Source organism: Peribacillus sp. SIMBA_075, assembly GCF_046534585.1.
Window position 1 is genome coordinate 105,883 of record NZ_JAWRYN010000003.1, and the last position, 20,352, is coordinate 126,234.

Here is a 20,352-nt window from a genome sequence, read left to right on the forward strand (position 1 = left end):
GCAGACCCGATGACCGGGTCTGCTTTTCACTATCATACCAGTGTAGAACTACGTCTTTTCATTTGTTCTTCACGGTACTTTTTCTGTTCTTTTTTAGACATGGCGTTATATTCTTTTAAGAATGCTTCATATTGCGGCATTACTTCGTTCATGGCACCGTATGCTTTTAACTCTCCATATTCAAGCCATAGAGCCTTTTGGCAAAACTTCTTCATCTGACCGATTGAATGGCTGACAAAGAACATCGTTTTGCCTTTTTCCTTAAATTCGTTCATTTTCTCCAAACACTTTTCAGCAAAGTTTTTATCCCCGACCGATAAGGCTTCATCAATAATCAGGATATCTGGATCAATATGCACGGAAATGGAAAAACCAAGCCTGGACTTCATACCGCTTGAGTAGGATTTCACCGGTTGGTCAATGAACTTGCCAAGCTCTGAAAACTCAATGATCTCAGGCTCAAGTTCTTTGATTTTATTTTTATCGAATCCGAGCATAAGCATTTTCAGCTCAATGTTTTCTCTGCCCGTCAACTGATTATTCAGGCCCGATGAAACGGCAATCAAAGCCGTTTTCCCGTTAGTTTGGACATTTCCATCCGTAGGCGGGATAATACCTGCAATAATATTGGACAATGTTGATTTCCCGGATCCGTTGACCCCGACAAATCCTATTACATCGCCCTTTTCCGCTTCAAAACTTACATTTCTCAGAGCAAAGTACTCTTCCCCATAGCTTTTAGGTAAAAGGAGATCCAATAATTTTTCCGAGTTTTTATTATATAATTTATACTTTTTCGTTATATCTTTGACAATTACCGATTTTTCCAATTTTTCTCACTTCCAGTTTACTTAAAGTCAACAAAGCGATCTCTAAACCTAACATGCAGCGAGGAACCTATCAAAAAGAAGACGATTACGACTGCCCAGAAATATAGCGTATATTCCCAATTCACTATTAGATACCATGATTCCCCCAATAACGAAGCTCGATACCCATCCACAATATAATATAGAGGATTCAGCTTCATGATATTAACGATTACTGGATGATCTTTAGCATCTAATACCCAAAGGATTGGTGTTAAATAAAACAAGACTTTCATTAATGACACGATCATATTGTGAAAATCACGAATAATGGTTGATAAGGTTGACGAGATTAAGCCAAATGAAAATAACAGCGCAACCGTCGCGACAACATAATACGGCAGTTGTAGGATGTAAACTGTAGGGAGGTATCCAGTAAAACCTAATAGTATGATAATGACCCCCAGCAGCACAAGATGCTGATACAACTTAGCAAAAATGACATACGAAGGAATGACACTCATTGGAAAGCTCATCTTGGATACCATATTCAGTCGGGAAAAGACGGATTTGGACGTTTGGGTTATTGAAGGATTCACAAAAAACCAGACAACGATCCCTGCCATAAGCCATGGAAGGAAATGTTCACCGCGATTTAAGATTATAAATCCGAATACAAACCAATAAATCGCAATCTGTATCATCGGATTGATGATTTCCCATAGGATTCCCAGATAGTTATTACTGTTGGCACTTTTCACCTCATAAACAGATAAACGCCTTACCAAATAAAAATTATTGATTTGTTCTTTTAAAACGGTCAAAGCTGAACTCATATATTACACAGACCTTCCTAAAAACACTTTTTCTACGACACGGCGTGAAGCCTGGCCATCCTCGAGGGCACAAAACCGTTCGTGAAAGTGATTGAACTCATTGTTATTTTCAAATTTGATTGCACTGATACTATCAATGACCGCATCAGATGTTTTTACTAACATACCTGGCGCATTCTTTTCAAAATCAAAGTAAAACCCGCGAAGCTTGTCCCTGTAATTTTCAATATCATATACATAGAAAAGCATCGGCCGCTTTAAATTTGCGTAATCAAAGAATACGGATGAATAGTCGGTTATTAATAAATCCGAAATAAGATACAAATGACTAATATCTTCGTAATTGGATAAATTGTAGGCGAATCCTTGATAAGCTGTTAAATCCAAGTTCTCAGAAACCAAATAATGAAGACGGAGCAAAATGACATACTCATCCCCCAGCTCCTGTTTCATTCGATTCAAATCCAGTTTTATTTCAAATTTATATTTTCCCTTGCTATAAAACTCATCATCCCTCCAAGTAGGGGCGTATAAAATGATCTTTTTCTCTATTGGTATACCCAACTTCTGTTTCAATGAGTCGATTGTATCACGATTATTCCCATTGTAAAGTATATCATTGCGCGGATAACCAGTTTCGAGAATTTTAGAAGTATCGACATTGAAGGCACGGGCAAAAATTTCACTTGAATAAGCATTCGGTGAAATTAAATAATCCCACTTACTTGATTCGGCATGGAAATTTTCTTTATATTTATCCGTCGTTGTTCCAGGCATGTGTACTTCATTCATATCTGCCGCAAGTTTCTTTAATGGCGTCCCATGCCACGTTTGCAAATAGATTGTGTGCTTCGGCTTCGGAATCCAAAGCGGGAGCCTGCTGTTCGTTACCCAATAACGGGCCCTGGTCATTTTAAGCAGCCAATTGAATGAAAAACGATTGAGATACGGAATGCCTGCCTCTTTGAAATGAGCACTATATCTTTTATCTACGCTCCAATACATTTTATATTCAGGATGGTGACTCTGCAAGTATTCATAAATCGCTCGTGGATTACAGCTATACTGCTTTCCTAAAAAACTCTCAAATATTACAAGCTTATGATCCACTGGCAATACTTGCCCTACCATTGCAAAAGCCATTTTATATCCTCTTAAAATAATTGCTTTAGCCCCATTTTTTAATAGCGATAGAAAGGAAGGTCTCTTTGAGGTTTGTATTGTTTCATTTGACATATCTGATCTCCCTTTTTATTAATTAGTAATAATTGAATAATGATTATAATTAATCGTGGAGCACTGTCTTTCTTTGTGTTATGCCTATTAACACAATCCCCATAACCTACTACATACAATCATCATCAAACTTCTTCTCAAATATATCAAATTAAAAATAAGCTCGCCCAATAAAGGGGAGAGCTTATTTTTGGTGTACCTCTAACAGCTACTCCAAAGACTTTATAGCTAGTCCCAAATTATTTGCCACTGTTGTATAAAACTCCACATTTTTGTTATTATACGCCATCTTATTTTTCAGGATTCTTTTAATATTCACCAATTGATAATCATTGTATCGAATGAACACTGTAAATAATGACTTTTCCATTCGGTCAATTTCATCTAATGAAACAGTAAAATGACCTCTATTACCTTCTATTCGAACTTCACAGTTGATTTCATTGTCCATTCTTTTTCTATCACGTATTAATACAGACTCTATGTTGTTTATATCATCACCATAAATCTCAAAACTCTGGTGGTAGACATTATCGATAACATAAGAATCTATTGCACGAGCAAGCATCGGTATCCTTACGAAGCGATAAACACCTTCCAGAAATGGAAGTTCATAATAAGGCAAACAATCTTTAATAAGATATTTTTTATTAGCATCTTGCTTTAACCATTCAAATAACCTTATGAAATCATCAATACGATCCGCCATGAATAATTCAATGGCAAATTTATAGATAGGGACTTTAAATTCATTCTTAAAGTCATATGACAGGTTTTTCGTTGTTTCGACAGCATCCCTTAATACTTCTATAAAATCTTCTTTTTTCTTGGATTTCACAAAAGTTTGACTGTCGAACGTTTTTACAATATCGTACTCATAAATCCGGTTAAGGGCCACTCTTTTCAATTCAATGGCTATATCCTTGGATTGAATATACCTTATTATTTCGACATCCGCTTTTCTTTTATCTAACACATTCGTAACACGTGTTAAAGAATATGGATTTTCTGAAGTTCTGTTGACATAATAAATAGGTTTTTTAGTAGTTGAAACTGCTCTGACTTTAAAGAAAACATCCGTAAAAAACCATTTATCTTCACCGAATTTCATATTTGGAAAACCAATTTCATTTTCTTTAACCATAGACAAATTCATCATTCTGGCCGTTGGACCCATATGATAAAAAAAGTGCGGAACATCCAATGGGGTAATGCTTCTTCTTTCTTTAATAGAAGCAAACTCACCAATAACAGTCTCTGACTCAGATTCGACTTTTACCGTTTTGCCCACTACATAATCATCACCTGTTTCCTCCAGGATGTTATAGAGGCTTTCCAGTCCATCAGGAGCAAGCCAGTCATCTGCGTCCAAAAAAGTTATATATTTAGATGTTCCCAGTTCTATTCCAATGTTTCTGGGGGTCCCAGGTGACCCATTATTTTCCTGAAGGGAAACTAAACATATATTTTTATATCTAGCTGCATACTCCTGAATAATTTTAACGGTATCATCAGTCGAACAATCATCTATAATTATATATTCAATCTGATATATACCCATGGATTGATTTATTACTGATTCAATCGTTTTTCTAATGAATTTTTCAGCATTAAAAGCAGCAGTAACTACAGTGACTTTTTTAACTTTTCCTAAAAATTTATTTCTTAAGCTTGAAGGATTATTTTTTATTTGAATATTGCCGCTCTTTAAAAGTTCCCTCGCTTTTTGACGCACCAAAAAATTCATACGGTTCCTCTCCTTTATGTGTAGAGGCACATGTTTCGATTAGGCAGCCAGTTTACCAGTTACTTAAAAGCAAAAATACCCTTTAAGGAATCAATCATCAAAAAATTTATCCACGATTCTCTGTGTAGCTTTACCGTCTTCTATTCCACAATACTTCTCTCTAAATAAACTATATCTCTTTTTGTATTGCTTGTTTATTTCATCAATATCGCCAATAGTTTCGATAATCTCTTCAGTTGTTTTTAAAAAAGGACCTGGTGCTTCTTTTTCAAAGTCCATATAGAATCCACGGATGTTATCTCTGTAATCTTCCATATCATAAGTGTAGTACAAAATCGGACGAGCGGTATTAGCAAAATCGAACATTACTGAAGAATAATCAGTAATCAATATATCAGAAATCAGGTAAAGTTCCTGTATATCTGAATAATTGGATACATTTATAACGAAATCCTCAAATTCACTCGGGATGCTGAGATTATTACTTATAACAACATGCATCCTTAACAATAGGACATATTCATTTCCAAGTGCTTCTTTCATTCTTTCTAAATCAAATTTCAACTCGAAAATAAATTTATTACTTTTAGATGTTTGATTATCCCGAAATGTAGGAGCATATAAGATGACTTTTTTTCCTGCTGGTAGCTTCAGTTTTTCCATCACGGACTTGGCGATCATTGAAGCATCTTCCCTATAAAATAAATCATTTCTTGGATAGCCCGTTTCTAATATTTCTCCTTCGTATTTGAAAGCACTTCTGAAGGCCTTGGACGCATATGGACTTGGTGATATTAAATAATCCCAAGTTCTCGTTGCACCATGAACCCGATTTAAGTACCCATCGTCTCTTCCTTGTATATTTTCTATATCAAATAGCATTTTTTTCAAAGGGGTACCATGCCAAGTCTGAATATAAGTCGTTTCCTTCCTTTTGCTTAGATAGGTAGGGAAGTTTTGATTATTTATCCAATAGCCGGCTTTAGCTAAATAATAATAGTATTCCGGGCTTAAACGTTTTACCAGCTTCGTATTCTTTCCTTTTATCGGTAAATTACCATTATACACCCAAACTTTTTTATAATTATTGTCCCTTTTCACTAGCTCTTCATATATATACTTGGGGCTATCTGCGAATTGTTTTCCTATTCCACTTTCAAAAAGAATAAGATTCCTGTCAACCGGGATAAGCCTTGACATAATTTTATATACATTTTTCATAACAGGGAAATACTTTTTACTTTTCCTAAATCGATTAACAAAGAGTTTAACAACCGGATGGTTATATAATTTACTTAGTGAATTTTGATCTTTTTCAGCATGTTGAATCACTTCGAATATCCTTGAATTAGAATGAACATCGCGATATTTAATAAAACGGTCAGCCTTGTCCATATACTTTTTCTTCATGACAAAATCAGACTTGGCATACTCGGCTAAAACACCTAACAATTCATCCAATTCATCAACGATTTCACCCGGAAGATCGTTATCCAAATCCAAATGTGACGGTCTTTTCCCTATAAAACGGTTTCTATCAAATTGATAGTAAATCACCGGTTTATGCAGAAAACTGAAGTCAAAAGCTACACTTGAATAATCCGTAATCATAATCGCACTTTCCTTAATTAATCTTTGGACATCCACTTCACCCTGACTAATTACCCTAACTGGAGCATCTTTAAAATAAGACGTGAATTTCTGCATATTAGGGTGAAGGCAAAAAATGATTTCAAACCCATTATTTTTAGATAAATCATGTAAAACCGGGTGATTCACTAATTTCTGATACCTTTCAAAATACTCGCTTTCCAAAAATATTTCATCGGATGTAATCCAATCTCTCCATGTTGGAATGATCAATAATTGCCGCTTTATTAAAACATCATCCTTAAACAGCGAGTCGAACCTTGACAGTCCCGTTGTGAATACTTCTTTTTCGTTGTACCCAAAATCAGTTACGATCATATCCTTTTCGAAGTCTGAACTTACTAGAAAAACATCCGTACTAAAACCAGAGGTTGCCTTTTTCCCGTAGTTTGCCACCATATTCTTAGTACCCATAACACCATGCTGTAGAAACACCTTAACACCCTTAACACGATTTTTAAATTCAGATGTTCTTAAAGGATATAAATAATCTGGATGATGTGATGAAATAATACGTGTTGATTCCATTGTCTTTTTAATATGTTCCTTTGACTTGAAATAAAGTATATTTCCAAAGGGCTCGACGTTCTTAGCTTCCACAGAACTTTCTTCTATTACATAATACACTTCTTTTTCAGGGTGATTTTCTCTCATATATTTAAAAAAATGATATCCAGTATCCTGGGCTTTATAAGTTCTTTCTCCAATAATCCAGACATCCTTTTTCTTTTTAAATAAACCCAGAAATCGCCTCCACCCCATCATCCTTTTTAAGTATCGATATGTTTCCGTAGGGAAGGTAAACACTTCCAAAGATAAATTAGCTGCTTTAAAGGTATAGTATGGATTGACTATAGCAACTCCATTACCCGAGATAACATCGGTCTTTTTAGTGAATATTTTAGTTCTGGTGGTTGGTCTTCCGACGCGTATCATTTTCGGCTCTTCCTGATCATGCAAATATAATTTCATGTAAATATCATATACATCATCTTCCAAATCCACACTGACCAATTGTTCTAAATCCAAATTCATATCATATATATATCGATTCAGTCCATATTTCTTAATATTCATTTCCTTATTATGAATAAAAGATATATTTGCCTGATATTCTTTGTCACTTTGCCTGCCTTTTACTAGGCTCTCACCTTTTATTATCTTTGAATTCTTGGTGAAGATTTGACCACTAATGTGCATTGTCTTCGACTTGTTGGTGATTTTTTCGATTTGAGACTTAATCGAAATTTCAGGGGCCTTATTGATATAAAGAGATAAATTCCCTTTATTGGTTATAGAGAATATACTTTGTTTATCTTCATAGGTATAAAAACCTAAATTGTTCGTGTATGTTTCCTGAAAACGCCCTAGACGAATTGGATATTCAATATTAACCTGTTCGCATACTTCTACATATTCAGCTTTATGTTCAATATTAAGGATTGATTTTTTGCTTAGATTTTCAACTGGAACGGAAACTTTGATATAACAGTCATAAACAGAATGGGGTTCATCTTCTAATTTTCGGATTAAATCTATTAGATTTATTTCAAACTCAAATTTATGTGAAACCACCGATTCCGCTATTTTAAATTTTTGATCTTCATTTCCCCTAGAATACAGCCATAGTTCTTTCGCACAATAATGTTCTTTTGAAAATTGACCTTTTATAAAGAGCGTATTTTCCTCTTGCACAATGGACAGAACTTGTTTCAACTTAATTTTAGGGGTTTTTCTTGCTTTCCTTTTTCTAAGAAGCTTTTTTATCATTTTAGACCACCTATAACAAATTATTTAAATAAATGAATCTTTCATTGCACTTTAAAATCATAAACTTTTTTCGGTTTTTCCTCAATATCAGGTGAAATGTTCATATATTACCCAAATCGCCTTGAATATACAAAATGGGACATTATTGGTTAGCTTATCCTAATAGAACCTTTAAATGTGAGTCACTTGCAGCTTACATCGAATATTACATATCTTAATTTTTTGATATCGTTTGGGTTGAAAACAACACCTTTACTTCAATCGGCTAAAAGACCAAGTTCTACAAGCCAATGACTGTCCCCTTGAGCACAATGTGTTCGTTGCCAAGGAAGGACTAACGTAAAAATCATTTGCATGTCCTTCCGTTGCCAGCCAGAATAGAAAGGGTATAGCAAAATCAAGATGCTTAATAGCATAGGAGCATTCTTAACATCATAGTTAACGCTTTCAATACAGGAATAGGCTAAATGGGTCTATAAAATGTTCTCCGGTAGGTTTAGAGTCTATACATGACTCATCCTCTGCCTTTATAGATCGAATTTAGATTTTTTAATGACACTTTCAACTTCTATATTATATAACATGGATTTTATGATGTTCTCACCTACATGTGGTTAATGTGAATGGCTTATTCTAATTACAGCAAGAATAATATTTTTTTTGTAATTTTGTTAAGCAATCACCTTTGACTTCAAGTAATAAGAGTGGTGTGTGTTTGAAATTATATTAAATACTATTCAATATAAACCATACAATATCTATTTCAATATAAAATATTTTGTATGGACACATTAATATTCCCTCCAGAATAATACAACTTAGTCAACATTTAATTATAGCTTAAAAATTAATATCTACAATTATCATTAAATTAAATAAATGTGGTTTATTTGTAAAAAAATTGTGGTTTATTTGTAAAACTATTAAGTTATAATTAATAGGAGAAAGACTTACTTAAAAACGCATTTGTCTTGCCTTTAAGCAAAAAGCTGAATGCCCTGAAAAGCTGGTTACCTGTTTTATTGTTTCATTTAATATTCTAATAGTCCAAATATATATCCTAATTTAATTAAGGAAATAAAGAGTCTTACAGGAGGAATAAAAATGAAGAAAGTAATCACTTATGGAACCTTTGATTTACTTCATTGGGGTCATATCAATCTATTAAAACGTGCTAAAGATTTAGGGGATTATCTTATCGTTGCCATTTCCACGGATGAATTCAATGCATTAAAAGATAAAAAGGCTTATCATAGCTTTGAAAACAGGAAGATGATCCTTGAATCAATCCGCTTTGTGGACGAGGTTATACCGGAAGACAATTGGGAACAAAAGAGAGAAGACATCCTTCGTGAAGGTGTAGATATCTTTGTAATGGGAGATGACTGGAAAGGCCAATTCGATGAATTATCTGAAGTTTGTGAAGTGGTCTACCTTCCAAGAACAATTGGCATTTCTACATCCCAAATTAAAGATGACCTTTTACAAGTTACTAATGGCTAAAGAATTCGCGATAGGAATTTACCTTTTTTGTTTTAAGGTTTTATTCTCTATCTTTAAACTTTTCCCTTTACGTGATAAAACGACCTTTGTCACATCATTCGGGGACAACTGCCAATATATAGCGGATGAAATGGACAAGCAGGACATTCCTATTCAAAAAGTATTTTTAATGAAGCCGAGCAGTCATATAGAAGTGAAGGACGATGGAAAAACCATCGTCCTTCCGTTTGAATCTAATAATATCATTGCCATGATCCAATCAATTTATCACCTTGCTACATCAAAATGGGTCATCATTGATAATTATTTTGGCTTTCTTTCAGCCATTGGATTCAAAAAGCAAGTGAAATGTGTTCAAGTGTGGCATGCGGCCGGTGCCGTTAAGCAATTCGGGGCAAAAGACCCTTCCATTCAAAACCGCTCTGCCCGTGCAAGAACAAGATTTTTAGAGGTATATAAAAAATTTGATTATGTTACGTCAGGTTCAGAGAGAATGGCGGAAATTTATCAAGAAAGTTTTCAATTGCCGACATCCCATATTCTAAGAACCGGGATACCTCGGACTGATTTCTTTTTCAATGATGAATCAAAAAAAACGGCACGCAGTTCGTTGCTAGCCAAATATCCAGAACTTGAGCATAAGAAAATCATTTTATACGCCCCTACATTTCGTAATGACGGCTTGAACAACGGAGAGATTGCACTCGATTTGGAAATGCTCTACAAGGAACTAAAGGACGAACAATATGCGTTATTACTTAAACTACATCCAGCTGTAAAAACGGGGGATGATCTACAACATAAATTCCCAGGGTTCGTTTACCCTGTCAAAAGTGAATTTCACGTAAATCAACTGCTGATCAGTACGGATCTTTTAATAACCGATTACTCTTCGATTCCATTTGAATTCTCTTTTTTGGAAAGACCAATGATATTCTTTGCATATGACTTAGAAAAGTATGTGAAGGAACGGGGATTTTGGGAGGATTACGCCTCTTCCATGCCCGGACCGGTGGTATCTACCACTGAAGAGCTTTTAGGGAAAATACGGGTAGCAGATCAATCATTAATGAAGATTGCTCCCTTTAACCAAAAATGGAATCAATACTCTACAGGAAATTCAAGTAGGAATTTAGTTGATTTCCTTTTTAAATAAAATCAACCCACTTTGTAAAATGAAGTGGGTTTTTAATGTTAAGTGGCAGAATATCCAATAACCCCTCATAAAAAGAAGGAAATCCCTTCTCAATGTGAAGTTAGATGGGACAGGAAATGAACATTCTAAAAATAGCGCTATTTTTACAGGGATTGACAAATAGGAAAGCACGAAGCCACATTGTGAGAAAGGACTCATAATATAGAAAATATTGTAGATTACACCTCTCAAACCTAACCAATATAAACCAGTAAAATACTACTATTTTCCCCTTGTAACAAAAATGTAATATTTTTTAACCCTTTTCATTTGTTAGAATAGGGAAAAAGACATATTCGAGGTGGAAAACCGTGAAAAAAAGTATAGTCGCATTTTCGACATTAGCCATTTTATCTTCGACTTTTGTTTCTCCTGCCCTTGCCAGTACTTATACAGTCAAAAGCGGCGATAACCTAAGTAAAATTGCACAGAAGCATAATACGACAGTAAAAGACTTAAAACAGCTTAACAACTTAAAAACAGACTTTTTGAAAATTAATCAAAAATTAATTACATCCAACTCCAAAACAACATCAAATGCTTCTTCAGTTTCCGTGAAAAAAACAAAAAATACCACATATACCATTGTTTCAGGTGATACCTTAACAAGGATAGCAAACAAGCATAACCTTACACTTGCTGAATTGATGAAATTGAATAACTTAAAATCCGATAGAATTTATGCAGGTGCTAAACTTATCGTATCTAAATCAACCACTACCACTACCATTGATTTACCCAGCAGCTCCAAGCCATCCAATGTTACACAGACCCCAGCGAATTCAGCTACATACATTGTGGTAAAAGGTGACACACTTTCCGGAATTTCCAGAAAAACCAATTTGACTGTAGCTCAGCTTAAATCTAACAACTCGTTAAAATCCGATTTAATCAGAGTTGGACAAAAACTAAAATTAGGTAAATCGGCAAGTACAGCCCCTGCAGATAAAAATGATGGAAAAGTGGAAGCCCCAAGTTCCGGGAACAAAGTAACCGCACTCGTTTCCGAAGCAAAGAAATTAATTGGATCACCTTATTCGTGGGCGGGCGCCTCCCCATCAGGTTTCGATTGCAGCGGATTTATTTACTATACGTTCAAAAAGGCCGGGTATGAAGTTTCCAGGCTATCATCTTCCACATATTATGATATGGGTAAAAGGGTTACTTCACCGAAAAGTGGCGATCTTATCTTCTTTGCAACGGGTTCTAATAAATCAGTTGTAAGCCATATGGGAATCTACTTGGGCGGCGGGCAGTTCATTCATGCCTCAACAAGTAAGGGAGTAGAAATCACTTCTACTTCAAACTCCTATTTCAAGAGCAGAATCATCGGTTATAGAAGTTTATAGGATTTACTTGCAGACTTTCTCTTAAAGCCGAAGTTCATGTAAGAGAATCACGTCTTCTTTTTATCTATGGGTATATAATTAACTAATATTCGAATGATTAGGAAGCGAAGGAATTCATTTTCTGTGAATCCTTCGTTTTTTTTGAATAAAAACAGGTAAATATGCACTCTAAGTACAAAAAGAAACTATTCTATTTTTGATTAAAAAAAGGTATAGTTAAAAACATACCGACTAGGTACTTTTTCACATCTTCCATTTAGTGGAATGGTTCAGGGAGGAATTAGATGAGATCCGAACATAAAAAAAAGAAAAAGAAACGCAAATCGTTTAAAATAATCGGCTTCACCCTTCTTATCCTTTTCATTGGCACAGTTGCTTATGGAGCTTCAGTTTATCAATCTTTGGCAGGTGCGATTCAAACTATGCAAGGTACTGCGCATAAAACGGATAAGCGTGTAGATGACATCAAGTTCAAAAGCAAAGATCCATTTTCAATACTAATTCTTGGCGTGGATGAAAGGAAAAATGACAAAGGTCGATCAGATACGATGATTGTCATGACTGTTAATCCTAAACAAGAATCCATTGAATTATTGAGTTTACCCAGAGATACGCGTACAGAAATCATCGGTAAAGGCACAAATGATAAAATGAATCATGCCTATGCCTATGGCGGAGTTTCCATGTCGATAAACACAGTGGAGGCCTATTTAGATATTCCGATTGATTATTACGTCAAAATGAATATGGAAGGCTTTCAGGATATAGTGAATGCCGTAGGCGGTGTCACTGTTGATAATGATATGGACCTTGCCTATAAAGGGTATAATTTTAAAAAGGGCACAATCGACTTAAATGGAAAAGAGGCATTGATTTATTCCCGAATCCGAAAGGAAGATCCCCGCGGGGATTATGGACGGCAAATGCGGCAACGCCAGGTTATCCAAGCCGTCATGAAAAAAGGGGCAAGTCTCTCAACACTTACCAATTATGACGATATTTTCGAGGCACTAGGTAAAAACGTGGAAACCAATTTAAGTTTCAATGAAATGTTGAGTATCCAAAATAACTATAAATCATCCCTTAAAAATATAAAACAATATACTCTCGAAGGTGACAATCAAAAGCTAGATGGCATTTGGTACAACATTGTTCCAGAAGATATAAAACTTGAAGCCCAGAACCGTGTGAAGAAACATCTGGGATTATAATGGAGAAAGGATGGCTTTTATCAGTCATCCTCTTTTTTTCGGTCAATCCTTCGTTTGTTTAAAATAATCGGTACGTATCACTTGGTCACTCAGATCAACCTCCTTTTGGTCTTCTGGTGAAAATCCTTCGACCTTCCCTTTTCCATTTATTTTCATTTGAGAACCATAATCCCCTTTTAATATCAATGCGTCGCCATCTTCGCCATTCAGCATGCTCTCCCCAAAGTATGATGAACTCTTAATATTTAATAAATCGTATAGAGTTGGTAAAATATCGACCTGGCCCCCCACCTTATTAATCGTTCTTCCTTCCATATCCTCCTGATAGATGATCAACGGAATGGGCATATATTTTTCAATCCACTGCTCATCGCTAATTTTATTCTCGTAATACGCTTCAACTTCTTGTTTATCTTTTAAAAATAGTCCATCATGATCTCCGTATATGACAATCACGCTGTCTTTCAATTTCCCGTCATCCTTCAACTTCTTTACGAAATCCCCGATGGCTGAATCTGTATAATGAATTGCTTCGAAATATTTAGTCAGATAGCTGTCCTCTTTTCCAATCTTAGGTTTCAATGTTATCTGTTCCTTCGGTAGCGAAAAAGGTACATGACTGGTCAGCGTAACGAAAAAAGCGTAATAGGGATTTTTTTTATCTTTTAAGAAATTATAGCTTTGATTGAAGAAACTGCGGTCTCCCAGGCCCATCGATATCATCTCATCCTTCTGCATATCCTCTATTGAAAGATAGTCATCAAACCCTAGCGAGGGATATGCATGCTGCCTATTCCAGAAGTCTTCTTCATCCCCGTGGAAAGCATAGCTTTGATAATCCGACTTCTTTAATTCTTTAGCAAGACCCGGAAAATCATTATAAGGGAACCGAAAAAAGGTCGCCCCTTGCTTTAAAGGAAATAAACCGGTATTCACGATCAGCTCTCCGTCAGATGAATTTCCAAATACAGTCTGTGGATATACATGCGGGAAGTACAGACCCTCTTTCGCCAATTCATTCATGAATGGTGTGACCTCCTGTCCGGCACTCTTTTGAAATAGCGGAAACGCCTGTAAAGATTCCACCTGGATGATAATGAGATTCTTCCCTTCCAAAGAGCCTGAAAACGCATGATCCTGCCTGTTCTTTTCATCGAAGTAATCAGAAACGGCCTTCTTTTCTTTCGAAGACATACCATGCCTTCCCGAGTCAGTAAAATAGGCATACGTATCCAATACGTGATGACCGATCGGACCCCAGTTTCGCAAGAAGGTATTCGCCTCATAACGCCGGGTTATATCGACCTTATCGATAAATATATTCTTTACCGGCTTTAGCCCCGCTATCATGAGGAATATTATGGCCGGTACAAGTGCCATATGCTTGAGGGGGTATTTTTTCTTCATGAATGACTCAGCAATTGGAAAGCCTAACAGAAGAAAGATTGAATCCTTCATTTTCATCATACTGAATATACTTTCACCAAGCCCATTCAGATTGCTTTTTTGCATCCACATATAGGAAGTGATAGGTGTCGAGTAATAGCGATAAAACCAAATGTCCCCAAGGAAAAAGGCCATGATCGAAAGAAGGAAGACTGAAAAAATGATGCCCTTTAGGACTCCATTCGGTACGCATTCCTTCAGATAAACAATAAAACCGGCAACGCCGATGATTATCGTAAAAATTCCAATCGAAAGATCATTACCCATCCTATCATTCGTATAAATGAAAAGTATTGCCACGATTAAAATGGACATAATCTCAAATAACCGTTCCTTCAATCGCTGATTCAGGTTGTTCTTCATGCTCCTGCCACTTTCCTCTTCATTATTTCCAGGACTTAATTAAGCCTGATTACGGAAGAATACTTATAAATATTACTTAGCGTTGCCATTTATGAGAAACTGCACACAGAAAACAGCATAAATATTTGGCAGTTATCCAACTAGTCTTTAATGTCTTCCGTTAAAAACAAAAAGCCTTCATCGGATGAAGGCCTTTCAACTGTTCTAATCATTTCTGCGTGTTTTGATTTGGCAGTCCGGCAAAAAAATATCGTCCGGCTGCCACCAATCATAGTGTTTTTCCTACTATCTCTTCCATTCAAAAGCAATCTTCCAATCTTCATCAGGAATCGATTCTGCCAACATATCCCCTTCTTCGAATAAAAACCGCCATGGCATGCTTGAAAGTGCTGGTATCTCACCCAGCTTTGAAAGATCGAAAGCCTTTTTTGCCAATAATTTTCCGTTCTCATCAACTAACAGTAAATCCACGATATCAAACAGGACAGCTTTCTCCAATGAATTTCGTAGAAAAGCCACTATGATTACATCATCCTCCACCCTAGTCAGCTTAACACCGGAAATTGAAATTTGATTCGGTTTTAATGCAGGAAGCCTTTGATGGTGGAATTTATATACATATTCCTCTTGCTTGGAAGTTTCCCAATCCTTGTGAAACATTAGGGAAGTATGAACAGTGACATCCGGATTGTGTACCTTATGCCCATCTGAAGCTAAAATATTTTCCCTTCCATTAACCCCTTTATCCCTTTTTCCAAAAAAACTCATCATTCATCACTCCCCAAAGCAGCTTCGTCTTCCTGATTGCTTTTCATATATTCCATAAAGCCGATGCTAATCTCCGACTCGATTTTACTTAATAGAAGATTGAATTGACTAAGAGCTTCTTTTTCAAACAGCATATATGGGTCCTGTTGACCATAACCGATTAAACCCATTCCTTCCTTCACACTATTCATTTCGTTTAAATGGTTCATCCAATTTGTATCAATATGCTGCAGCATGAAAACACGTAACTGATTTTGCCATTCTGCATCGGCTTGAAAAATTTCAAGTATCGCTTCCAATTCACCTAAAGCATCCAGAGCTTTTCCCTCAACTATATGACCTTCTAAGTCCTGCAAATCACTTGCCTGCCAATCCAACGTCAGGAAAGCAAGGGAAAGCTCTTCAATAAAGGCCGAGTAATCAGGTTCCTCTATATGCTCATGGTAATATTTCACTATGAGCCGACGAATGTATTTTTCGATATATTCAAGTAAAATGGCCGACATCCGTCCAGATTCCAAATCTAGTATCCGGTCTCTCATCGCGTATATGATTTTACTCTGCTCATTTAATGCATGTTCTAACTTCAATAAATGGTAACGGCTTGATTGATGCATCTGCTCTATCGTTTCCTGTACCCTTTTCACGAATTTTTCGGGTGCAGGGCCCACCACCAATCCACTTTCATCCGTTTTGATCTTCTTTATATACCGTTCGAGTTCTTCTTCATCATAGTAATCAAACAAATCATCTTCAAATGAAATGATGAATTGTGTTGAACCTGGATCACCCTGCCTGCCGGAACGTCCCCTAAGCTGCATATCAATCCGATTGCTTTCATGTCGCTCAGTACCGATAATATGAAGGCCGCCCAATTCCTTGACAGCTTCATCCAATAATATATCGGTTCCTCGCCCAGCCATGTTCGTCGCCAGCATCACTTGATATTTTTGGCCGCTATTTGCGATGATTTCCGCTTCATCCGCTTCCGTCTTCGCATTAAGGATTTGATGCTTAATTTTCGCCTTCTCTAAATGAACCGAAATTTTTTCAGATTGCTCAATGGAGGTCGTCCCGATCAAAATAGGTCTACCTTCATTATGAATCCGTTTTACTTCTGTGACGATTTTGTTGATTTTGCTCATTTCATCCTTATAAATTAAATCAATCTCATCAACACGAATAATGGGCTTATTAGTTGGAATTTCAATGACGGGGAGCTGATATATTTCCTGGAATTCCGACTTTGATGGCATGGCACTGCCGGTCATCCCAGATATTGAATGATATAAACGAAAATAATTTTGGACGGTAATCGCTGCCTGTGTTTCATTCTCTTCGGTAATCTCCAAGCCCTCTTTTGCCTCGATTGCTTGATGAAGCCCATCACTGAAGCTTCTACCTTCCATCACCCTGCCTGTGAATTTATCGATTAACGCAATCCTTCCATCCATGACAATGTAGTCCACATCCAATTTCATAATCGCGTGGGCTTTAAGTGCCTGTGTTACATTATGTAATAACTCTTGATGATCCAGTCCATACAGATTGTCGATACCAAAGGCCTCTTCAATCTTCAATGCCCCTCGGTCCGTGAAAAAGGCAGCCTTTGACTCAATGAAAATTTCGTAATCATCATATTCTATAAATGACTTCATGATTTGTGCAGTGATCTGGTGAAGCCCGGTACCATCGCTTGACTTACCCGCAATAATTAATGGTGTCCTCGCTTCATCAATCAAGATGCTGTCAATCTCATCAACAATGGCAAACCGGTGTCCTCTTTGAACCTTTTCTTCTCTTCGGAAAACCATATTATCACGCAAATAATCAAAACCGAACTCTGTTGCCGTTCCATACGTGATATCCGCCGCATACGCTTCACGTTTTGCAGAAGGCTCCAATTGGGAAATGTTCAAACCGACCGTCATTCCTAGAAATTCATGAATTTGTCCCATTAACTCTTTATCACGTCTTGCCAAATATTCATTGGCCGTAATTATATGGACACCATTCCCGTACAGTGCATGTAAATAGCTTGGTAAAGTAGACACAAGCGTCTTCCCCTCGCCCGTATTCATTTGTGCAATGCCCCCTTCATTCAGGACAAAACCGCCTGCAAGCTGAACATCATGGTGCCTAAGATTCAATACTCGTTTAGAAGCTTCCCTTACTACCGCAAAAGCTTCGATTTGTATATCCCATATATTTTTACCAGCATCCAATACGCTTTTAAATCTATCCTTCATTCCGCTTAATTCTTGATCTGAATAACTTTCATACTTACCCTCTAGTCGATTCACGGCATCAACCAACTTATACATTCTATTCAAGTCTTTAGAGCTTTCTTTGAAGAACTTTTTCATACTGGATAGCATAGGGTTCTCTCTCCTATTATTTCAAATGAACTCTAGTGAGATTATAACAGTTATATATTTACTGTTTATAAATTATTGCCTATATATTGTAATTTATAGAAAAGTTTTTTTCACTTTATTACAATATCATTTTAAAACTGTATATTCTTTCATTATTCAATGAGTAAAAAAGGTTCAGGTTACGGTTGGCGGATCATTCGTCAGCTAACATTCTTGGCGATTGCTTTTTCCTTGTTGCACAAACTGGCAATATAGGCAGGCTCTTTACTTTTGCATTCACATAGCGCAGAAATTAATGAATATCATAAAGGGGTTTTTTTATCGATTTTAACAAAGAATATGGAGACTTTCACCCAATGGAGGATTACCGATGATTAAGACATCTAGAAGTCATAAACATTTACAGTCTCATCACTTTGGATTACTCGTTCTTATCTGCTTTATTTGCATGACCTCTCCTATTCAAGCAGAAACAAAGAACACTCCCAGGAATGTCATATTGCTGATTGGCGACGGTATGGGGTTAGGTGCAATAGAAATTGCCCGACAAATGGAATATGGAAAAACAGGTATTTTACATTTGGAAAAACTGGAGCACGTTGCCCTAATGCGCACCTATTCCGCCAATAATTATGTCACTGACTCAGCGGCAGGTGGGTCCGCGATTGCCACTGGAATAAAAACCAACAATGAATCGATCGGTGTCGATGCCAATGGTTCCGAGGTAGATAGTGTATTGGATGCATTTCAGGCTAACGGAAAAAAAGTCGGGATCATCTCAACCAATATGGTAGTCGATGCCACTCCTGCAGCCTTTGGTGCAAGTGTATCTAACCGCTGGACAGGCGGCGCGAATATCGCGAGGCAGCTCTTTGATAACCGGATCGACGTCATTCTTGGCGGAGGTTCCAGTTATTTCGAGGCAAATAAGCAGAATGGCGAGGATTTAATCGCTAAATTTAAACAAGCTGGCTATGGGATTACAACGACGAAAGAAGAACTTAGTTCCATTAATAAACCGGAAAAACTTTTAGGGTTATTTCACCCTACCTACATGAATTTTAAGCTGGATAAAGAAGTATTACATTCACAAGAGCCATCTCTGCCCGAAATGACATCCAAAGCGATTGATATTTTATCCCAGAGTGATAAGGGATTCTTCTTGATGAGTGAAGGTGCACGTATTGATCATATGGAGCATGCAGCTGATATCACTGGAATATGGAAAGAAACGATCGAATTTGACCAGACCGTGAAAGAGGTTGTGAATTGGGCAAAAAATAGAAATGATACTTTGATTGTTGTGCTTGCAGACCACGAAACAATGGGGACCTCCGCTTCTGAAACGATGGATATCCCCGCATTGAAAAAAATCAGGGTTTCTTCTGAATATATGTCCAAACAACTTATATTCGATAAAAATAATGAAATCATTCCAGAAAGTGTCGTTTCCGCATTCAAGAAGTATGCACATATATCCCTTACGGATCAGGAAGTTCATCAATTCATCGATAACGTAAAAAAGAATAGAACGCTTGTCTATCCACAGCATCAAATTGATTGGGAAATCGGAAGCACCATCGCCAAGCATTATAAGGCAGGTGTAGCTGATAGAAGCATACGGGCCGCCAGTTCCACAGGAGGGCACACCGCCAATATGATTCCCATTTTTGCTTCTGGCCCGGGAAGCGAAGCCTTTGATGGGGTCATTGAAAATACAGATGTTTCGAAAATCATCACAAAAGCCGCCGGTGTTCCGTTCACACCTGGTCAGCATAAAACAAAAGAGGAATGAATTCATTCCTCTTTTAAGTTCATTCTCCTGTCTTATTTTACTTTTATGAGGTGCGTTAACTCGAGTTTTGGGCAATTACTAACGATATTGCGCGATATCCCTGAGTTTAGTGGATTTACTCGTGTGTTCCAAGCGTTTACTCGTGAATTCACGCATTTTACTCGTGAGTTTAGTGCATTTACTCGTGAATTTGCGCCGTTTACTCGTGAGTTTAGTGCGTTTACTCGTGAGTTACACCTTTTACTCGTGGATTCGTGATTTAGGGATCGGACTAGTTGATAAAAAGACGCCATGAA

General features: G+C 36.8%; 13 protein-coding genes and 1 pseudogene. 6 read left to right on the forward strand and 8 right to left on the reverse strand.

Going from position 1 to position 20,352, the window contains the following annotated elements:
* Positions 1-32: 32 nt before the first annotated feature.
* From tagH to SB775_RS03890, 5 genes and pseudogenes are all read right to left on the reverse strand, one after another.
* Positions 33-830, reverse strand: coding sequence for a teichoic acids export ABC transporter ATP-binding subunit TagH (gene tagH, locus SB775_RS03870; RefSeq protein WP_061465616.1), 798 nt, complete (start codon positions 828-830; stop codon positions 33-35).
* Between the two features lie 17 nt (positions 831-847).
* Positions 848-1,645 carry an ABC transporter permease gene (locus SB775_RS03875; RefSeq protein ID WP_318683384.1) on the reverse strand — a complete coding sequence of 266 codons (798 nt, stop codon included), beginning with the start codon at positions 1,643-1,645 and terminating at the stop codon, positions 848-850.
* 3 nt (positions 1,646-1,648) lie between these two features.
* Positions 1,649-2,854 (reverse strand): annotated as a pseudogene (locus SB775_RS03880) (CDP-glycerol glycerophosphotransferase family protein); the annotation flags it as partial.
* Between the two features lie 235 nt (positions 2,855-3,089).
* Positions 3,090-4,628 carry a glycosyltransferase family 2 protein gene (locus tag SB775_RS03885; RefSeq protein ID WP_410860581.1) on the reverse strand — a complete coding sequence of 513 codons (1,539 nt, stop codon included), beginning with the start codon at positions 4,626-4,628 and terminating at the stop codon, positions 3,090-3,092.
* 90 nt (positions 4,629-4,718) lie between these two features.
* Positions 4,719-8,048 (reverse strand): CDP-glycerol glycerophosphotransferase family protein, encoded by a 3,330-nt coding sequence (locus SB775_RS03890; RefSeq protein ID WP_410860582.1) that lies wholly within the window; start codon positions 8,046-8,048, stop codon positions 4,719-4,721.
* A gap of 1,104 nt (positions 8,049-9,152) precedes the next feature.
* Between SB775_RS03890 and tagD the strand changes: the two genes are divergently transcribed.
* The 4 genes from tagD (at position 9,153) to SB775_RS03910 (ending at position 13,306) form a co-directional block, all read left to right on the forward strand.
* Complete coding sequence (gene tagD, locus SB775_RS03895; protein ID WP_061465620.1) at positions 9,153-9,551, forward strand: glycerol-3-phosphate cytidylyltransferase; 399 nt, start codon at positions 9,153-9,155, stop codon at positions 9,549-9,551.
* The gene (locus SB775_RS03900) at positions 9,544-10,707 is read left to right on the forward strand and encodes a CDP-glycerol glycerophosphotransferase family protein (protein WP_410860583.1); all 1,164 of its coding nucleotides are present in this window, start codon (positions 9,544-9,546) and stop codon (positions 10,705-10,707) included. Before tagD ends, SB775_RS03900 begins: the two co-directional genes overlap by 8 nt.
* Positions 10,708-11,057: 350 nt before the next feature.
* A complete protein-coding gene (locus SB775_RS03905; RefSeq protein WP_410860585.1) occupies positions 11,058-12,095 on the forward strand; it encodes a C40 family peptidase in 1,038 nt (345 codons plus the stop codon).
* A 284-nt stretch (positions 12,096-12,379) separates the two neighbouring features.
* Positions 12,380-13,306 (forward strand): LCP family glycopolymer transferase, encoded by a 927-nt coding sequence (locus tag SB775_RS03910; protein ID WP_089361991.1) that lies wholly within the window; start codon positions 12,380-12,382, stop codon positions 13,304-13,306.
* Positions 13,307-13,348: 42 nt separating this feature from the next.
* Here the strand turns inward: SB775_RS03910 and SB775_RS03915 are convergent, their stop codons facing one another.
* The 3 genes from SB775_RS03915 to secA form a co-directional block, all read right to left on the reverse strand.
* Entirely contained in the window at positions 13,349-15,115 is a 1,767-nt protein-coding gene (locus tag SB775_RS03915; protein WP_410860586.1) for an LTA synthase family protein, read from the reverse strand.
* Between the two features lie 285 nt (positions 15,116-15,400).
* Complete coding sequence (locus tag SB775_RS03920; RefSeq protein ID WP_176431811.1) at positions 15,401-15,883, reverse strand: SLAP domain-containing protein; 483 nt, start codon at positions 15,881-15,883, stop codon at positions 15,401-15,403.
* Positions 15,883-18,261, reverse strand: a complete 2,379-nt coding sequence (secA, locus tag SB775_RS03925) for a preprotein translocase subunit SecA (RefSeq protein WP_410860587.1) — start codon at positions 18,259-18,261, stop codon at positions 15,883-15,885. Before secA ends, SB775_RS03920 begins: the two co-directional genes overlap by 1 nt.
* 370 nt (positions 18,262-18,631) lie before the next feature.
* Between secA and SB775_RS03930 the strand changes: the two genes are divergently transcribed.
* Both SB775_RS03930 and SB775_RS03935 read left to right on the forward strand, forming a co-directional pair.
* Positions 18,632-20,056, forward strand: coding sequence for an alkaline phosphatase (locus tag SB775_RS03930; RefSeq protein WP_410860588.1), 1,425 nt, complete (start codon positions 18,632-18,634; stop codon positions 20,054-20,056).
* A gap of 123 nt (positions 20,057-20,179) precedes the next feature.
* Positions 20,180-20,314 (forward strand): hypothetical protein, encoded by a 135-nt coding sequence (locus SB775_RS03935; protein ID WP_410860590.1) that lies wholly within the window; start codon positions 20,180-20,182, stop codon positions 20,312-20,314.
* The last annotated feature ends 38 nt before the right edge of the window (positions 20,315-20,352 follow it).

Excerpts from the sequence above, each read along its gene's own strand:
- SB775_RS03915 (WP_410860586.1), bottom strand. The coding sequence starts at position 15,115 with ATGAAGAACAACCTGAATCAGCGATTGAAGGAACGGTTATTTGAGATT.
- SB775_RS03885 (WP_410860581.1), bottom strand. The coding sequence starts at position 4,628 with ATGAATTTTTTGGTGCGTCAAAAAGCGAGGGAACTTTTAAAGAGCGGC.
- SB775_RS03920 (WP_176431811.1), bottom strand. The coding sequence starts at position 15,883 with ATGAGTTTTTTTGGAAAAAGGGATAAAGGGGTTAATGGAAGGGAAAAT.
- SB775_RS03890 (WP_410860582.1), bottom strand. The coding sequence starts at position 8,048 with ATGATAAAAAAGCTTCTTAGAAAAAGGAAAGCAAGAAAAACCCCTAAA.
- SB775_RS03910 (WP_089361991.1), top strand. The coding sequence starts at position 12,380 with ATGAGATCCGAACATAAAAAAAAGAAAAAGAAACGCAAATCGTTTAAA.
- SB775_RS03875 (WP_318683384.1), bottom strand. The coding sequence starts at position 1,645 with ATGAGTTCAGCTTTGACCGTTTTAAAAGAACAAATCAATAATTTTTAT.
- SB775_RS03900 (WP_410860583.1), top strand. The coding sequence starts at position 9,544 with ATGGCTAAAGAATTCGCGATAGGAATTTACCTTTTTTGTTTTAAGGTT.
- SB775_RS03930 (WP_410860588.1), top strand. The coding sequence starts at position 18,632 with ATGATTAAGACATCTAGAAGTCATAAACATTTACAGTCTCATCACTTT.
- secA (WP_410860587.1), bottom strand. The coding sequence starts at position 18,261 with ATGCTATCCAGTATGAAAAAGTTCTTCAAAGAAAGCTCTAAAGACTTG.
- tagD (WP_061465620.1), top strand. The coding sequence starts at position 9,153 with ATGAAGAAAGTAATCACTTATGGAACCTTTGATTTACTTCATTGGGGT.